The sequence below is a fragment of the Hymenobacter sp. M1-2 genome, from assembly GCF_057808495.1.
Window position 1 is genome coordinate 36,566 of sequence record NZ_JBTYZO010000007.1, and the last position, 17,184, is coordinate 53,749.

At 58.0% G+C, this 17,184-nt stretch carries 13 protein-coding genes; 8 read left to right on the top strand and 5 right to left on the bottom strand.

The window, feature by feature from the left end; all coding sequences use genetic code 11:
- The first annotated feature begins 11 nt into the window (after positions 1-11).
- On the top strand, positions 12-1,931 hold the full coding sequence (locus tag ACYSMN_RS08470) for a site-specific DNA-methyltransferase (RefSeq protein ID WP_488923430.1): 1,920 nt from the start codon (positions 12-14) through the stop codon (positions 1,929-1,931).
- Positions 1,932-1,986: 55 nt separating this feature from the next.
- Here the strand turns inward: ACYSMN_RS08470 and ACYSMN_RS08475 are convergent, their stop codons facing one another.
- From ACYSMN_RS08475 to ACYSMN_RS08490, 4 genes are all read right to left on the bottom strand, one after another.
- Complete coding sequence (locus ACYSMN_RS08475; RefSeq protein WP_488923431.1) at positions 1,987-3,369, bottom strand: D-alanyl-D-alanine carboxypeptidase/D-alanyl-D-alanine-endopeptidase; 1,383 nt, start codon at positions 3,367-3,369, stop codon at positions 1,987-1,989.
- A 358-nt stretch (positions 3,370-3,727) separates the two neighbouring features.
- A complete protein-coding gene (locus ACYSMN_RS08480) occupies positions 3,728-4,630 on the bottom strand; it encodes a DNA/RNA non-specific endonuclease (protein ID WP_488923432.1) in 903 nt (300 codons plus the stop codon).
- Positions 4,631-5,279: 649 nt separating this feature from the next.
- Positions 5,280-5,699 (bottom strand): hypothetical protein, encoded by a 420-nt coding sequence (locus tag ACYSMN_RS08485; protein ID WP_488923433.1) that lies wholly within the window; start codon positions 5,697-5,699, stop codon positions 5,280-5,282.
- 102 nt (positions 5,700-5,801) lie between these two features.
- On the bottom strand, positions 5,802-6,419 hold the full coding sequence (locus tag ACYSMN_RS08490; RefSeq protein WP_488923434.1) for a helix-turn-helix domain-containing protein: 618 nt from the start codon (positions 6,417-6,419) through the stop codon (positions 5,802-5,804).
- 244 nt (positions 6,420-6,663) lie between these two features.
- Between ACYSMN_RS08490 and ACYSMN_RS08495 the strand changes: the two genes are divergently transcribed.
- The 4 genes from ACYSMN_RS08495 to ACYSMN_RS08510 all read left to right on the top strand — a co-directional run bounded on the left by ACYSMN_RS08495 (position 6,664) and on the right by ACYSMN_RS08510 (position 12,460).
- The gene (locus ACYSMN_RS08495; RefSeq protein ID WP_488923435.1) at positions 6,664-7,647 is read left to right on the top strand and encodes an NAD-dependent epimerase/dehydratase family protein; all 984 of its coding nucleotides are present in this window, start codon (positions 6,664-6,666) and stop codon (positions 7,645-7,647) included.
- A 204-nt stretch (positions 7,648-7,851) separates the two neighbouring features.
- The gene (pyrG, locus tag ACYSMN_RS08500; protein ID WP_488923436.1) at positions 7,852-9,495 is read left to right on the top strand and encodes a CTP synthase; all 1,644 of its coding nucleotides are present in this window, start codon (positions 7,852-7,854) and stop codon (positions 9,493-9,495) included.
- A 395-nt stretch (positions 9,496-9,890) separates the two neighbouring features.
- Positions 9,891-11,780 carry a membrane protein insertase YidC gene (gene yidC / locus ACYSMN_RS08505; protein WP_488923437.1) on the top strand — a complete coding sequence of 630 codons (1,890 nt, stop codon included), beginning with the start codon at positions 9,891-9,893 and terminating at the stop codon, positions 11,778-11,780.
- Between the two features lie 134 nt (positions 11,781-11,914).
- Positions 11,915-12,460 (top strand): DUF6438 domain-containing protein, encoded by a 546-nt coding sequence (locus ACYSMN_RS08510; RefSeq protein ID WP_488923438.1) that lies wholly within the window; start codon positions 11,915-11,917, stop codon positions 12,458-12,460.
- Positions 12,461-12,643: 183 nt separating this feature from the next.
- Here the strand turns inward: ACYSMN_RS08510 and ACYSMN_RS08515 are convergent, their stop codons facing one another.
- Entirely contained in the window at positions 12,644-14,317 is a 1,674-nt protein-coding gene (locus ACYSMN_RS08515; RefSeq protein WP_488923439.1) for an ABC transporter substrate-binding protein, read from the bottom strand.
- 85 nt (positions 14,318-14,402) lie between these two features.
- On the opposite strand from ACYSMN_RS08515, the gene ACYSMN_RS08520 reads away from it, so the two are divergent.
- The 3 genes from ACYSMN_RS08520 to ACYSMN_RS08530 all read left to right on the top strand — a co-directional run bounded on the left by ACYSMN_RS08520 (position 14,403) and on the right by ACYSMN_RS08530 (position 17,166).
- Positions 14,403-15,086, top strand: coding sequence for a metal-dependent hydrolase (locus ACYSMN_RS08520; protein WP_488923440.1), 684 nt, complete (start codon positions 14,403-14,405; stop codon positions 15,084-15,086).
- A 104-nt stretch (positions 15,087-15,190) separates the two neighbouring features.
- Positions 15,191-16,000 carry a ParA family protein gene (locus tag ACYSMN_RS08525; protein WP_488923441.1) on the top strand — a complete coding sequence of 270 codons (810 nt, stop codon included), beginning with the start codon at positions 15,191-15,193 and terminating at the stop codon, positions 15,998-16,000.
- 209 nt (positions 16,001-16,209) lie between these two features.
- Positions 16,210-17,166 (top strand): ParB/RepB/Spo0J family partition protein, encoded by a 957-nt coding sequence (locus tag ACYSMN_RS08530; RefSeq protein ID WP_488923442.1) that lies wholly within the window; start codon positions 16,210-16,212, stop codon positions 17,164-17,166.
- Positions 17,167-17,184: the final 18 nt, after the last annotated feature.

Sequence of the window (17,184 nt, forward strand, 5' to 3'; positions counted from 1 at the left end):
CCTATAGCCTTATGCACACTTCCAGCCCCGATGGCGCGGCTCGTATCCGACAGATTTTTCCGGAAGCAGTGAGCGAAGGCCGCGTAGATTTCGACCGGCTGCGGACCGTGCTGCATACTGCCAGCGCCCTCGCTCCCACCGGCCCCGAGCACTACGAACTGCGCTGGGCCGGCAAGGCCGAGGCCCGCCGCGAAGTACAGCGCCCAAGCACCGCCACGCTCCTCCCCGACCCGGTGCGCAGCCTGGACTTCGACAGCGCCGGCCACGTGTTCGTCGAAGGCGAAAATCTGGAGGTGCTGCGCGTACTCCAACGCGGCTACTTCGGCAAGGTCAAGATGATCTACATTGATCCGCCTTACAACACCGGCAACGACTCCTTCGTGTATCCCGACGACTATTCTGAGCGCCGCGCTGACTACGAAAAACGCACCGGCCAACGCGACGAAAACGGCTTCCTCAACAAGCAGGACCTCTGGAAAAAGAACACCCGCGAAAGTGGCCAGTACCATTCGGCCTGGCTTTCCATGATGTGGCCTCGCCTCTACCTGAGTCGCAATCTGCTGCGCGAAGACGGCGTGCTGTTCGTATCCATCGACGACCACGAAGTACACAACCTGCGCCTGCTGCTGAATGAAGTGTTTGGGGAAGAGAATTTCGTGGGTCAATGGAATTGGTTTAAGTCGGCCACGCCGCCCAATCTATCCAGAAAAATAAAGAAGAATATCGAATACATCTTATGCTACCAGAAAGGCGGCAACCTTAAAAAATTCAAAGGGCTAGCCAAAGTCAGCCCCAGCGACGACCCACTGACCAAGACGCACAATACCTTCAAGGAGCTGGTTTTCCAACCCGGTTGGCTTCATATCAACGACGAGTACGCCACGATTCCGGCCGGCACTTACGGCACCGAAAAGTACCCCAACGAGCTGCTCAACGACCTGCTGGTGCGGAGCCGCTACAACGGTAACACCGTCAGCTTCCGCAACCGCTTCGTCTGGACGCAGCAAAAACTCGAAGCGGAAATAGCCCGCGGCACGCGGCTGTCCTTGTCTAAAAACCTGGTTCTCTCTTATAAAAAGGCCAGCTACGGCGCAGAAGTACCCCCCAATCTCATTGACCACTCGGTGGGCGTGGACACCACCGAAAAAGCGGGCCGCGAACTGACCAAGCTCTTTGGCGGCGTGAAGGTTTTCGACTATCCGAAGCCGGTTTCGCTGCTTAAGTACCTCATCAATTTCTGCTGCGAAAAAGACGACCTAATTCTGGACTTTTTCGCCGGCTCCGGCACTACCGGCCAGGCCGTGCTGGAACTGAATGAGCAGGACGGCGGTAACCGGCGGTTTCTGCTGGTGCAGTTATCCGAAGCCGTGGAAGCCGACAACGCGGCTTACCAGGCTGGCTACCACACCATCGCCGACATCACCCGCGCCCGACTTCGGAAAGTGAGTGAAAAGCTGCGCGCCGCGCGCTCAGAACTAGATGGCCTCGTGCCCAATACCGGCTTCCGCTGCTACCGCCTCGGTTATTCCAATTTCCGCACCTGGCAGCCCCACGTGCCCTCCACGTCGGACTTACTGGCCCAGCTGGAGCTGTTTCAGGAGCCATTGCGAGCCAGCAGCCAAACTGACGCCAACCCCGCCGTGCTCACGGAACTACTCCTGAAAATGACTGGTGGCCAAGACCTTCTGCCGCTATCAATGCCCGTGGCACGACGCAACATAGCGGGCCTGGAAGTGCATGAGGTAGCGGACGGCTTGCTGTGGCTGGCGCTGGCCGGCATCAACCCAGAGGTGCTAGCTACCGCCGTAGCCGCCCGGCCGCAGCGGCTGGTAGTGCCAAGCCGCTTCTTCGGCCCCGAAAACCCCGACCAGCAAGTCAGCAACGCCCGCCTTCAGTTAGCCAACGCCGGCGTAACGCTGCAATTGCTTTAACTCCAGGTCCGGCTAGCTGAAGAGAAAATGCACCCAGGTAATGCTCTTGTGCCACTTACCATTGCTCCCGTACTTGGGTCAGAATCTTCTCCATCTCGTTACGGACGGGCGCATCGTCGCCGGGCAGGTTGTTGTTCATGAAGGTGAAAGCCAGCAGCCGGCCCGATCTGGTGCGCAGGTAGCCGACGAGGTTGTGGTTGTTGGTGAGCGTGCCGGTTTTGCCCCAGAGCCAGGCCCCACTAGGCGCGGTGGGGCGGTAGCGGCGGCGCAGCGTGCCTTGGCCGCCTCCGGTAGCCAGTAGATTGAGCAGGCGCTTTTCGGGTACTTCGCGGTGCAGTTTCAGGAGCAAGGCGCCCAGCGTGCGGGGTGTCACGAGGTTGAGGCGCGAGAGGCCGGAGCCATCCACCCAGCGTGGGGCGTCGGGCAGATCGGCCAGAAACAGTTTCTCCATCACCCGAATGGGCCGGCTGGTGCTCAACGAGTCTTCGCCGAGCCGGCTCGAACACATGAGCAGCAGCTGCTCGGCCAGAAAATTGTCGCTCACCCGCAACATGCGGCGGTACAAAGAATCGACGGGCAGGCCGCGCAGCACGTGTACGCTGTCCTGGGGGCGTAGGCGGAAGGGCAGCGCCCCAACCGGGCGGCGTAGTGTGTCGCGGAGCAGCTGGCGCAGCAGGTCGGGGGTGGTGCGGAAAGGCGTTTCATCAACCCACTTCTTGGTGATAGGGAAGTATGAAAACTTGTTTTCCAGCAAAGCGCGGCGCACGTGGTCGTCGGCGGGGTTGGGCGTACCAGCCGCTATGGGGCTGGTGCTGGCCTGGAAGTCGCGGGGCAGCACGCGGGGACGGGACTGGCCGACGGAAGCATAAAACCGCACCGTATGGCCGTAAATCGGGAAGGGGCCACGCTCGGGCTGGTAGTAGTAGTTGTAGTCGTCCCAGGCCCAGCTGGAGCCGTAAGGGGTTACGCAGGGAATAGTAGCGTAGAACAGCTTTTCGGGGCGGCTTTTGAGAAAAGTAAAAGCGCGGCGGCTCGGCACGTCGCCGTGCAGCAGCGTAGGGTCGCCAGTGCCCCAGAATACCAGCGAGTCGTGCCGGAGCACGTAGCGCAGGCTGGGCAGCGAGTCGGCGGGGAGCAGATGCAGGCCGGCGTAGAGGCTGAACAGCTTCATGGTGCTGGCTGGGGTGAAGTACCGGTCGTCGTTGAGCGTAAACACGGGCTCGCCGGTAGCCACATCGGCCACGTGCACGCCCACATGGTGCTGCCGCAGCACCGCCGACTGCTGAATTAGCTGGTCCAGCCAGGCCGTTTCAGTCAGGGGCCGGCGCGCCGGCAGCGCCGAGCCGGGCGTCGCCGTCTGCACGGTAGTCGACAGCGACGGCAACAGCAATAGAAGCAGCGCAAGTGGTGGACAGTGGCGAAACAGAGCGGTACGCATAGGTTCGCAAGATCAAAAAAATAGGCGGTAGAATAGCGACTTAAGAGGCAATAAAACTGGCATGGCACCAAAGATTTTTCCCTGCCCCTTGGTCATTCCAAGCTACTCCACTCGCATAGAAAAAGCCTCTGGGGTAGAGAGGCTTTTTCTGTAAGGATGTTGAGGGTTGTCAAATCTCTTGCATTGCTCGCCACGCCTGGTTTGGCAAAGCTCTAGAAAGACTCAATGTCCTTACTATGTTGACTGTATCGGTCGGATTATTTCTTCTCCACTACACCCAAAGCATGATTAAAGAGAATAGTCTAACCAAAGTATCAGATATTGGCGGTATGTGACCAGTAAACGCATATTTAAACTTTCAATTAGGAAAGAATTCCGTATATGTTTTTCCGTTCTTATTAACGTTGTAAGTAATACCAGTAGGTTTGGAGCTTTTTTGATCATAAGTGAACTTAATATTCACTGAAACCTTATTCGTTTTATCCTCAACCCATGTAGCAATCTGCTTTTCCCATTGTGCAAATTTCCCTCGATTAATATTAGGTAATTGAGGAAATAAATTATCCGTGTTTGCACTACCTGACCCGCCTAATCTGTTTGCTATAATATGCCCTGCATCATCAGTCTTACTTCCTAAAGTTTTAATGAATTGCCTTCCTGCTTCCGTTGGTTCTGTACCTTTATTTAGGTAGTTCACGGATAAATCAGCTTTTACTTCTACTACTCGCTCATTCGTTCCGGTTTCAATTATTGTAATTAGCCCGCTTTTATGCTTCACCGAGCGAAAGCTCCTGGTACCTGTTTCAGCAGGGGATTTATCAGAAACTTCATGTACAACTGGTCTGGAAGGAGCTGATTCAGAAGTTGTATGCGTTACTATTTTTTGCTTACCTGGCTTACCAATAATTTTAATTATGTCTGGCGCTACTATCGTGCTGACGTCCACGGTACCATCTTCGAATGTTGCAGTTTCTTTAACCTCAACTGAATAAAATAATGCATCGAATGACTTTTGGGGCGGCTCCACGAGCGTGCACGTGTGCTTTTTTTTGGAAAGCCCACTCGTTTCAGATGCTTTATCTGTTTCAGCAAAGCCTTGTTGATCTATATATGCTTTTAAAGCTTGCCCTTTCGTAGAGAAAGTATCCGAGGTAGTTACTAATATAAATTTCTGTTGAGCCCAAGTAAATGGATTGATTACCAAACATAGAAGAGTGGTAAAAAATAAGTGTTTGGGCAGCGTAGACAATGATGTTTTCATGCTTTTAGTGTTTGTGGGTTAGAGTACGATTTGTTTTCTTATCAGGAGAGAACTCCGAAGTCCATGCTGGCGTCATAGCGGCGAGGTTTGAGCTTACCTTCCGCGTACATCGGGTTGCGCCGGCGCAGGTGGGCTGGGGCCACGTTTCATTCCAGTATTGCGGTGTGCCATTTGGTGCTGGCTGCTTTTGTCACGCCAGATTTTGGTGGTAGCCAAGCGCGTGGTAGCCGAGGCATTGGCGCGGTCTTCACGGCGGTTCTGAGAATCCAGGCTCTAGCAGCTGTCGGTTTTCGGCTTCCAAACTAGCTTTGGCTTCTAGGTACTGCGCCCGGTCTTAGAGGGTGTTCACACCATAGGCTGTAACGGACAAACCGTGTTAAAGAATAAAAGAATTATTCACTTCGAACTTAAAGTAATTCTACTAATTCGCAAACGAATGGAGCCGTTATAGGTAGTTTTTCTTCCTCTTCCCTACTCCAACAGCCGCGAGAACGAGCGTAAGTAAACAAGGAGGTAAGACCCTAAAATGAGTATTTCCTCACACCGCTCTACTACCCACCACTGCATATACCATAAAAAAGCCCCCAACCGTGACGGCTGGAGGCTTTTGTGCTACTGCGCGTTGCCGGGGGCTAGCCCCCGAACGGTCTTAGGCGCGTAGCGCGTCGTGGTGGGCTTGCACGGCGGCAATGGCACCGTTGAGCAGGGCCACTTGCACGTCTACCTGGTCGGCGTCCACGTCGGCCAGGAAGGCGGCGACACCACCCTCATCGGTCGCGCGGTTTTCCAGGCGGGCCTTTTGGTAGTTGGCCGTTAGCAGTTGGCCTTGGTAGCTGCGGCGGTCCTTGGCCGAAAGGTCGGGGCGGGCTAGCTGCCCCGTGAGGTAGTTTACGCGGCTGGTGGCGGTAGCCAGGCGGGTAGCGGCCGAGGCGTCGGCGCGGTCTTCGCGGCGGTCCTGGAAGTCCAGGTTCTGGTCGCGGTTCAGGTAGCCGTCGATTTCAGCCTCCAGGCTGGCTTTGGCTTCCAGGCACTGCGCCCGGTCTTTGAGGGTGTTCACATCGTAAGCCATGCTAACAAATGAAATAATTGGTGAAAAAATGTTGAGCTTCAAATGTAGCAAGCACAGCCGTGTATGCAAGCTTATATCCTATTATTTATGAAATAAAATCTACTAACTACCAACCGCAGGCGGCAGCAGCGCGGCCAGGGCGGCGGCTTCGGCTTCCAGCGCTTCGGCGCGCAGGCGCAGCAGGTGGTACTGGGCGCTCAGGTCGGGCGGCAGGGCTGTGGGGCGCTGGTCGAGCCAGCGGTGGCGGTGCCAGACCAGCCAGGCCGGCCACTCGGTGGCCGGATCGGGTTGGGCCGTGGGGCCGGGGTCGGGCGGCAGGGCGGCGCGCAACGCGGGCAGGGCAGCGGCCCAGCGGGCGGCCTGCGTCGCCTGGGCTTCGAGCGGACGGAGGGCGCGGCGCGCACGGCGAGCGTGGTGCTGGCAGTAGTCGAGGCGGGCTTCGAGGGGTCCTACCTCAGGTGAGGAAAGGGCCGGCGCGGGCGGGGCGGAGGCCGACGCTAGACGCAGAGTGCTGGGGGCCGGAGGTGGCGGCGGCAGGTGTTGGATCAGCGGAGCCAGGGCTTCGGCGGCGGCCTCATTCAGAATCCGCCGGCCGGCTTCGAAGTGGCTCACCTTGATTTCACTCACGCCCAGCCAGGCTGCCAACTCTTGTTGTGTAAGCCCGAAATACGCGCGCACAGTACCTACCATAGAATCGGAATACAGAGCGGGATTTGTCATGTATGTAGGGTTCAATTAATAATTAATACTCTAACCCTACATATGAGTGTAGGGTTTGCAACAATAAAAACACTACAACCCTACACCTATTCCAGCACTCTACTTGCCAACTTTCCCGGCAAGAGCATGTCTATCGAAGAAATTTCCATTCAGTGCATTTCACCCCACCCAGTGCGAGTTTAGAGCAGTCTTGCTCCTGCCACGACTAGCTTACATTTGCTCAGAAAGAAGTAAAACGACAACTATGAAGATTTTAGTTACTGGCAGTAGTGGTCATCTGGGGGAAGCCTTGATGCGTACCCTTCAAGCAAGCAGTCATCAAGTTTTGGGGATAGATATCATCTCTTCCGCTTTCACTACGCAAGTGGGGTCTATCACCGACCGGGCTTTTGTCAGGCAGTGTATGCAAGGTGTAGATGCCATACTCCACACAGCTACTCTGCACAAACCCCACATAGTGACCCACGCGTACCAGCAATTTGTCGATACCAATATTGCGGGCACGCTTACTCTGCTGGAGGAAGCTCTCCGGGCCGGGGCTAGTTCGTTTGTTTTCACCAGCACTACCAGTGCCTTCGGGGCGGCCCTCACCCCGCCTCCTGGTGCGCCGGCCGCCTGGATCACCGAAGAAGTGCCCTCTATCCCAAAAAACATCTATGGGGTCACGAAGACGGCTGCGGAAGATCTGTGCCAGTTGTTTTACCGCAAGCACCAGCTGCCGTGTCTAGTCCTGCGGACCTCTCGCTTCTTTCCTGAAGACGATGATAATAGAGAAACCAGGCAGGCCTACTCGGATGAGAATATGAAGATAAATGAGCTGCTGTATCGAAGAGTGGATGTAGAGGACGTCGTTACTGCCCACTTGTTAGCCTTGGAAAAGGCTCCTTCTATCGGCTTTGCCCGGTATATTATTAGTGCCACCACGCCCTTCACGCAAGAACATCTGGTGGATTTGCCTAGCAAAGCTCCTCAAGTGGTAAAGCACCTGTTTCCTGACTATGAGCCAATTTACCTGCAGCACGGATGGGAGATGTTTCCGGGCATTGAACGAGTTTATGTCAACCAGCGGGCCAGACAAGAACTAGGCTGGCAGCCTCGGTACGACTTTGGTTATGTACTCGACCGGCTGCAAGCCGGCGCGGACACTCGTAGTCCGCTGGCGCGAGCGGTAGGCGCCAAGGGCTACCATTCGCATACTTTCACCGATGGTCCTTACCCCGTAGAGTGAGTTGCGTAGTCATGAGGCCCTTATTCACTGGCTGTTCACAAAAGCTAGTGTACCACCATTTTTTTCAGCAAGATCCAAACTCTCTATAGGTCGAAGCCTCAGAACATCCTTACCCTCCTTACCCTCCTAACCTCCTCCTTACACCGAAATAAACAAACTGCAACGCCGCCGCCCCGGATATATCGGCTAACTTTGTTTCCCGTTATGCCAGACCGAACCCCTACCCCCCCGGCTGCAACGGCCAAGTACATTTTCGTCACGGGTGGAGTGACCTCCTCGCTGGGCAAAGGCATCATCTCGGCCTCCCTGGCCAAGCTGCTGCAAGCCCGCGGCTTCCGCGTCACCATCCAGAAGTTCGACCCCTACATCAACATCGACCCCGGCACGCTCAACCCCTACGAACACGGGGAGTGCTACGTGACCGATGACGGGGCCGAAACCGACCTCGACCTGGGCCACTACGAGCGGTTCCTGAACGTGCCCACCTCGCAGGCCAACAACGTGACGACGGGCCGCATCTACAACCATGTCATCAGCAAGGAGCGCGAGGGCGCCTACCTCGGCAAAACCGTGCAAGTGGTGCCCCACATCACCGACGAAATCAAGCGGCGCATGCTGCTGCTGGGCGAAGACGGCCGTTTCGACGTGGTGATTACCGAAATCGGGGGCTCCATCGGCGACATTGAGAGTTTGCCCTTCGTAGAGGCCGTGCGCCAGCTGCGCTGGGAGCTGCCGCCCAACGATTCGCTCGTCATTCACCTCACGCTGCTGCCCTACCTGAAAGCGGCCGGCGAGCTGAAAACCAAGCCCACCCAGCACTCGGTGCGCGACCTGCGCAGCGCCGGCCTCCAGCCTGACATCCTGGTGTGCCGCTCCGAATACCTCATTCCGCTGGAGATGCGCAAGAAAATCGCGCTCTTCTGCAACGTCAAAATCAACTCCGTTATCGAGAGCCTCGATGCCGACAGCATCTACTCGGTACCGCTGCTCATGCTCAAGGAGCATTTGGATGAGCGCGTCATCAAGAAACTCAAACTGACCGGCGGCGCCCTGCACCCCGACCTCGAAACGTGGAAGGACTTCCTGGGCCGCCTCAAAAACCCCACCGAGGAAGTGACCATCGCGCTGGTGGGCAAGTACGTGGAGCTGCCTGACGCCTACAAATCCATCAACGAAGCCTTCGTGCACGCCGGCGCCCAGAACGAGTGCAAAGTGACGGTGCGCAGCATCCAGGCCGACCACATCACGGCCGACAACGTGGCCCAGGTGCTGGAGGGCGTCGATGGCGTGCTGGTAGCGCCCGGTTTCGGCGAGCGGGGTTTTGAGGGCAAGATTCACGCCGTGAAGCACGTGCGCGAAAACGGCATTCCGTTCTTCGGCATTTGCCTGGGCATGCAGGTGGCCGTGGTGGAATACGGCCGCAACGTGCTCGGCATGGCCGAAGCCAATTCCACGGAGATGAATCCGCAAACGCCAGCGCCCGTCATTGCCATGATGGAGGAGCAGAAGAGCATCACCCAGAAAGGCGGCACCATGCGCCTGGGCGCCTACGACTGTGAGCTGCGCCGTGGTTCGAAAGCCGCCAAAGCCTACGGCCGCAACCACATCAGCGAGCGGCACCGCCACCGCTACGAGTTCAACAACGACTACCTCAAGCAGTACGAAGAAGCCGGCATGGTTCCCTCCGGCCTCAACCCCGCCACCGGCCTGGTAGAAGTAGTGGAGATTCCGAATCATCCGTGGTTCGTGGCCGGGCAGTTCCACCCCGAGCTGAAAAGCACCGTCCAAAACCCCCACCCCCTGTTCGTGCGCTTCGTGAAAGCCGCCATCCAGCACCGGAAAGGGTGATGGGGACCCCTCCCCCGTCCCCTCCCCTTCGGGAGAGGGGTGCCAGACGTCTATAACGATGTCGTTGTTTACTAGAACGCACCCCTCTCCCGGAGGGGAGGGGACGGGGGTGGGGTTGAACGACTGCCCGGCATTGCATTTATGCCATCTTCGACCAATTTCACTCGCTTGAAAAGGACCTTTTGGCAGTCGACTGCGCATCGTCAGCACGATTCGTTTCGACGGCAAAAGGTCCTTTGTCGCGTTTCAAACCCGCTTTCCTCCTACTCACCTACTCACTCAATCACCTAATCACCCCAAATTCCCCTGACAAGTCCGACCTTTGCCGCAGCGTTGCCGGATTTTTGCGGATGGCGCTGCTTACGCATTCCTTCTTTGCCCTCATTTTTACCTGAATGGACAGAAATTCAGCAACCGGCCTGTTTTTGATAGCAGCCTTGCTCCTTGTCTACCTGTATTTCTTCAAGCCCGAGCCGCCCAAAGAAACGCCAGCCGACAAGCCCACGACGGCCGCCAGCGCCAAACCCGGCGCGGCCGCAGCTCCGGCCGCCGCCGCCGCCCTCGATTCGGCCGCGGCGGCGCGTTCCTTTGGCGCTTTTGCCGCTGCTACCCAGGGCACGGCCCAGCAGGTGCAGCTCCAGAACGACAACCTCACCGTTACGCTCTCGTCGAAAGGGGGCCGCGTGGAAGCTGTGCGCCTCAACAAATACAAGACCTTTTTCGGCAAGCCGCTCGACCTGATTGACGCCCAGAGCGCCCAGCTCGATACCCGTTTCCGCACCATCGCGGGCCAGAACGTGCGGCTGTCGGACCTTTACTTCCAGCCTAGCGCCGTGCAGCCTTTCGCCGAAGGCGACAAGAAAGGCCGGCGCCTGAGCTTCACGGCCAGCGTGGCCGGCGGCCAGATCGAGGAAGTGTATACGCTGCTCGACAACTCCTACGAGTTGAAGTACGATTTGCGCTTCACGGGCTTGCAGCAGGCCCTATCGCAGGAGCCGCTCACGTTCACGTTCGTGGACCGGGTGCGGCAGACCGAGCAGGACCTGAAGCAAAACCGCAACCACACCACCATCAACCACTACCTCGCCAACGACGACCACGGCGCCCTCGCCGAGGCTTCCGAGAAGCCCGAGGAAGTGACGATTACGGAGCCGCTGAAGTGGGCCGCCCACAAGCACGACTTCTTCGTGGCCGGCATCATTGCCAACGACAAATTCCCGAACGGCAAGTTCGCGGCCACCGTCGACCTCAACGACACCACCTTCATCAAAACCCTGAGTTCCACGCTCAGCATTCCGGCCGCCGATGCGCAGCAGGGCAAAGCTGGCTTCCGCTACTACTTTGGTCCGAACTCACTGCCCATTCTGCAAGACGTGGCGCCGGGCTTCGACCGGAACGTGTACCTGGGTTGGGGCCTGTTCCGCTGGGTGAACCAGTTTGTGATTCTGCCCGTGTTCCACACGCTGGAGCAATTCATCAGCTCCTACGGCATCATTATCGCGCTGCTGGTGGTGCTCATCAAGCTCGTGACCTGGCCGCTCACCTACAAAACCTACGTCTCGCAGGCCAAAATGAAGGTGCTGAAGCCGGAAATCGACGCCATCAAGGAGAAGGCCGGCGACGACCAAATGAAGGTGCAGCAGGAAACCATGAAGCTGTACCAGAGCTTCGGGGTGAGCCCCTTGAGTGGCTGCGTGCCCACGCTGCTCACCATCCCGATTCTGTTTGCCATGTTCCAGTTCTTCCCCAACGCCATTGAGCTGCGGCAGGAAAGCTTCTTGTGGGCCAAGGACCTGAGCACCTACGACGACCTTATCCGGCTGCCCTTCGAGGTGCCGTTCCTGGGCAGCCACATCAGCCTGTTCACGGTGCTCATGACGATTTCGACGCTGGTCATGACCTGGCAGAGCAACCAGATGAACCCCGCCGCCATGCAGGGCCCGATGAAGTTCTACAGCTACCTGATGCCCGTGGTGTTCATGTTCGTGCTCAACAGCTTCGCCGCCGGCCTCACCTGGTACTACCTCGTATCGAACGTCGTGACGCTTGGCCAGCAAGCCCTTACTCGCCGCTTCGTGGACGACACCAAGATTCGGGCCCAGCTCGAAGCCAACAAGGTAAAAAACAAGGACAAGAAGCCCTCCGGGTTCGGCGCCCGCCTCCAGGACGCCATGCGCGCGGCCCAGGAGCGCGACGCGCAAGGCGGCGGCAGCCGCGATGCTGGCACTTCGGCATCGGTGGAGCCCAAGACTGATAAGCCCAAGAAGCCCACCCGCCGCTCATAGTCGGGCCGCTTCCTGTACAACAAGAAGGCCTTCCGCGACGTGCGGGAGGCCTTCTTGTTGCTGATTATGTAGAAATTGCCGAACTGGTCTGCTTTTTGGAAATTGGCCCGCTACACCTTTTCTCTCCCTTCCTCATGCGCTACTTTCTTCCTGCGTTGCTGCTCCTCGTCGGCCTTGATACGCTGCCCGCCTGCACTGTCAACAAGCAACCCGCTGGTACCAATGCATCTGCTACTGCCACAACTCAGGCCCCCAAAGACGGGACCTCAGCAACTAAAGCGGCGGCCAGCCAAGCCCAGAACGAGCCGAGCATCGTCTTCAGCAAAACACCCTGCTTTGGCACTTGCCCCCACTACACCGCCACGATTTACCCCGATGGCCGTGTCAGCTACGAAGGCTTCAAGTTTGCCCCGGTAGAAGGCAAGCGCGAGTTCAAGATTTCCGCTTCTACCGTCAACACCATCCTGGCCCAGGCCCGCGAGATAGGCTTTAGCGAGATGAAAGAGAATTACACCGACGGTGCCACTGATCTGCCGAGCACCATTCTCTCCATTCGGCAAGCCAACGGCCCCGCCAAATTTGTAACCGTAGAATCGGGCGCCCCCGCGCAGCTGACAGGCCTCTTCGGTTATATCGAGAAGCAAATCACCGACGGCTTAGGCGTAACCGCCGACAAGTAAAGTACTCGTGTCATTGCGAGTGGAGCGAAGCAATCCTTCCTCTCTGTGAGACAAGCCTACTGAAGCAACAAGTGCTCCGTCGTTAGAAGCTAATCCTAACGACGGAGCACTTATCTTATAAGTAAAGTTTTCTACTTCGAGAGGAAGGATTGCGTCGTCGTGCCTCCTCGCAATGACAGCGTTTTACTCTTTCCGCACCCGCTCCAACACCAGCTGATTCATCGGATTAGGCGTGAGGCCGCGCACGTTGTTCTGGGTGAGGCGCACCACTTCATCGTAGTACACCGCCACAATGGGGCATTCCTCTACCACAATTCGGTCCATCTGGCGGTACAGGTCGTAGCGTTTTTCGATGTCCTGCTCCAGCTTGGCCTGCTCGTAGAGCCGGTCGTAGGCGGCGCTCTTGAAGTGGGTTTTGTTGGGGCCGGCCGGGGCGAAGTTCTTGCTGTAGAACAGGGCCAGGTAGTTTTCCGCGTCGGGGTAGTCGCCGAGCCAGCTGCGGGTGAAGAAGGCGGCGCGGCCGTTGTCAATCAGCTCCCCGTGCGCGGCACCCTGGTTCACGTCGATTTCCACCTGCACGCCTACCTCAGCCCATTTCTTCTGGTAGTACTCGCAGTATTCCTTGGTTTCGGCCACGGTGTTGAGGCGCAAGCGCAAGGGCTTGCCAGGGCCGTAACCAGCGGCGCGCAGCAATTGCCGGGCCTTCTCGGGCTGGTAGGTATAGCCGGGCACCAGCTGCGGACTGAACGAGGGCAGCGAAGCCGGCACGAAACCGGAGTGGCCGGGCTTGCCCACGTTGTTGAGGAAGTAGGCCAGAAACTCCGGCTTGTTCAGGGCATAATTCAGGGCTTGGCGCACGCGCTTGTCACGCAGGGCTTGGCCGGTTTCGGCATTGTCGCCGCGAAGGTTGGCGGGGTCCTGTTGCATGCCTAGGTACTCCGTGTTCAGGTAGGGCACCTTTTGCAGCTGAAACTTACCCCGAAAATCCTCCCGCACCGTGCCATCAGGGTACATGATAAGGTCGCGGGAGCCCGACCGAATGCCGCTCAGAAAATCCAGCTTGCCCTGCATGAAGGTCAGGAACTCGGTTTTGCGGTCTTGGATGAAGCTGATTTGCACGGCGTCGAGGTAGGGCAACGGCTGGCCCTGGGCATCCTTTTTCCAGTAAGTGGGGTTGCGGTGGTAGATGATGGCGTTGCCCTCGTCCCACTCCTTAAACAAAAACGGCCCCGTGCCCACCGGGTGCTCCCGAAAGTCCTTGCCGTACTTCTGCACCGCCTCGCGTGGCACCACGTAGGCGTAGGGCATCGTCAGAATGCCCAGAAACGGAATGAACGGCTCCTTCAAATGAATACGCAGCGTAGAGTCATTCACGGCCACAAAGCAGGTATCGGCCGGCTCGCCCTTTGCGTTTTCCAGCACCTTGCCCCGGAAAATCCAACCGCCGGGACTGGCCGTGGGGCCGTCGAGCAGCCGCCGGAAGCTGTACACGAAATCCTGCGCCACCACGCGCCGGCCTTTGCCGCCCGCAAACACGTCGGCATCGTGAAACCGCACCTCGGGCCGCAGCCAGAACGTGTAGGTCTTGCCATCGGAAGAGATTTCGTAGCGCCGGGCTATTGAAGGGCCGGGCTTGAGGCTGTCGTCGAGGGCCACGAGGCCGTTATAGAGCTGGGTCACGGCCCAGGTGTTGGCCTGGTTGCGGGCGAAGGCCGGGTCCAGGGAAGTCAGGCTTTCGGGCTGGTTGTAGCGGAATACGCGGCGGGCATCGGTAGCTGGCGCGGGGCTCTGGCAACCGGCCAGCACCCCGAGCAAGAACAGAACAGAAGCAGCGGCCAGACGCGAATTTGGGAGCATGGGAAAGGCGGAATCACGTATATTTGCCACAAAGGTACCCTGTCCGGCCGTTGCGCTGTGCCTCGGCCGGCACTTTCCCCTCCTTATGCGCCTCACCTACTACGGCCACGCTTGCTTTCTACTTGAAACCGGCGGCAGCCATATCCTCTTCGACCCCTTCATCCGCCCGAATCCGCTGGCTAAGGACGTGGATGTGGAAGGCATTCCCGCCGATTTCATCCTGCTCAGCCACGGCCACGGCGACCATGTAGCCGACGTGGAAGAAATCGGCCAACGCACCGGCGCCGACCTTGTGGGCATGGTGGAAGTGGTAGGCTGGTTCGGCCAGAAAGGTCTGAAAGGAACCTACGCCATGAACCTGGGCGGCACCGTCAAGCTGCCCTTCGGCACGGTCCGGATGGTGGCCGCCGCGCACTCCAGCTCCATGCCCGATGGCTCGTACGGCGGCCTGGCGGCGGGCTTCGTGGTGGAAGCGGAAGGCAAAACCTTCTACTTCGCCGGCGACACCGCCCTCACCTACGACATGAAGCTCATTGCGGAGCGCTACAAGCAGCTCGACTTCGCCATTCTGCCCATCGGCGGTCATTTCACGATGAGCATCGACGATGCCCTTATTGCCGCTGACTGGAGCGGAGCGTCCAAAATCATCGGGATGCACTACGACACCTTCCCGCCCATCACCATCGACCACGCCGAGGCGCAGGCGCAGGCCAAGCAAGCGGGCAAAGAGTTGGTGCTGCTCAGCGTTGGTGAAACCATTACTTTGTAATTTGATGGCTGATTCGTGTAATGGTTAAATGGCTGGTTTGCCAGCTCGCATTTACATCATCCCTTAACCATTCAGTCCTTTAGCCATTTAACCCTGACCCCCTCATGGGCAAAATCATTGCGGTAGCCAACCAAAAGGGCGGCGTGGGCAAAACCACCTCCTCGATTAACCTCGCGGCCTCGCTGGCGGCGCTGGAATATCGGACCCTGCTCGTGGATGCCGACCCGCAGGCCAACGCCACTTCCGGCGTGGGCTTCGACCCGAAAGACATCCAGAACAGCATCTACGAGTGCATGGTGGACGGCATCAACGCCCAGGACATCATCCTCCAAACCAACATCCTGCCCCACCTCGACCTCATGCCCTCCCACATCGATTTGGTGGGCGCCGAGGTGGAGATGATCAACCTACCCAACCGGGAGGAGAAAATGAAGGAGGCCCTGCGCCCCCTCGCCGATCAGTACGATTTCATCATCATCGACTGCTCGCCTTCCCTGGGTCTTATCACGGTGAATGCCCTAACGGCCGCCCACGCCGTTATCATCCCGGTGCAGTGCGAGTATTTCGCGCTCGAAGGCCTGGGCAAGCTGCTCAACACCATCAAAATCATCCAGAGCCGCCTGAACACGGAGCTGGAAATCGAGGGCATCCTGCTCACGATGTACGACGTACGTTTGCGCCTGAGCAACCAAGTGGTAGAAGAAGTGAAGCTCCATTTCCAGCAGCTCGTCTTTGATACTATCATCCCGCGCAACGTGAAGCTGAGCGAGTCGCCGAGCTTCGGCATTCCGGTTATTCTGCACGATGCCGAAAGCAAAGGCTCTATCAGCTACCTCAACCTGGCCCGCGAAATCGTGGAGAAGAATGTGGAAGCCGCCGGCGCCCCAGAAGCGGCAGAGGATACGGCTGCTTGATGTGCTGATTTTTTGATGTGCTAATGTGCTGATGTTGGACGGCCGGTGAGATTCACCGGCCGTTTTTCGTTCGTGGCCTGTTCCCACGGCTTGCCGGAGTGTTCCACGATTATTTTGCTTTCGTGGAACAAAATTTCCAGGGCTTCCCCGGCGTTTGTGTATTTTTGAATCCCGCTTTCCGGCGCCAGTGTCGGGGGCAGATTGTAGGTATGTCAGAGAAGCCAGAAGAAAAATCTATTCCGCCCGTGGCGGCCAAGCGCAAAGTCGGTGGTTTGGGCCGCGGACTCAACGCCCTGATTGAAGGTAGCTACGAGAAGAAGAGCGACCGAGTAGGCCTGGTACCCCACCCAGTGAACTCCGTCGGGCTGATTCCAGTGGGCCACATTGAGGCGAATCCCTACCAGCCCCGCACGCACTTCGACCAGGAGGCACTGCAAGAGCTGGCCGAGAGCATTAAGGTGCAGGGCATCATTCAGCCCGTAACAGTGCGCCAAACCGGCACCAACGCCTACCAGCTCATTTCGGGGGAGCGGCGTTTGCAGGCTTCCAAGCTGGCGGGCCTCGATACCATTCCGGCGTACATCCGCAAGGCCGACGACCAGCAGATGCTGGAAATGGCCCTCATCGAGAACATTCAGCGCGAAAACCTCAACGCCATTGAAATTGCGCTGAGCTACCAGCGCCTCGTGAGCGAGTGCAATCTGAAGCAGGAAGAACTAGGCGACCGGGTAGGCAAGAATCGCTCGACCGTCACCAACTACCTGCGCCTGCTCAAGCTGCCGCCCGACATCCAGATCGGCCTCCGCGATACGGCCATCAGCATGGGCCACGCCCGCGCCCTCATCAGCATCGAAAACCCCGACCAGCAGCTAGCCCTTTTCCACCGCATCGTGGCCGAGGAACTGTCGGTGCGGCGCGTGGAGCAGTTGGTACGCGCCGGCCTGAGCCCGGCCTCCAAACCCGATTCGCCCGAAGCCAAGCACGTGCAGGAAAGCGTGGTTCAAGTGCCCGTGGCGGAACTACGCCGTACCGAGCGGCACCTCACGGAGCGTTTTGGTAGCCGCGTGATGGTGAAGCCGGGTCCGCAGGGCCGGGGGGAAATCAAAATAGCCTTCGACTCAGTAGAAGACATGCAGCGCATTCTGCACATTCTGCAACCGGCTTAGCCAGCCTAACCCTACAGC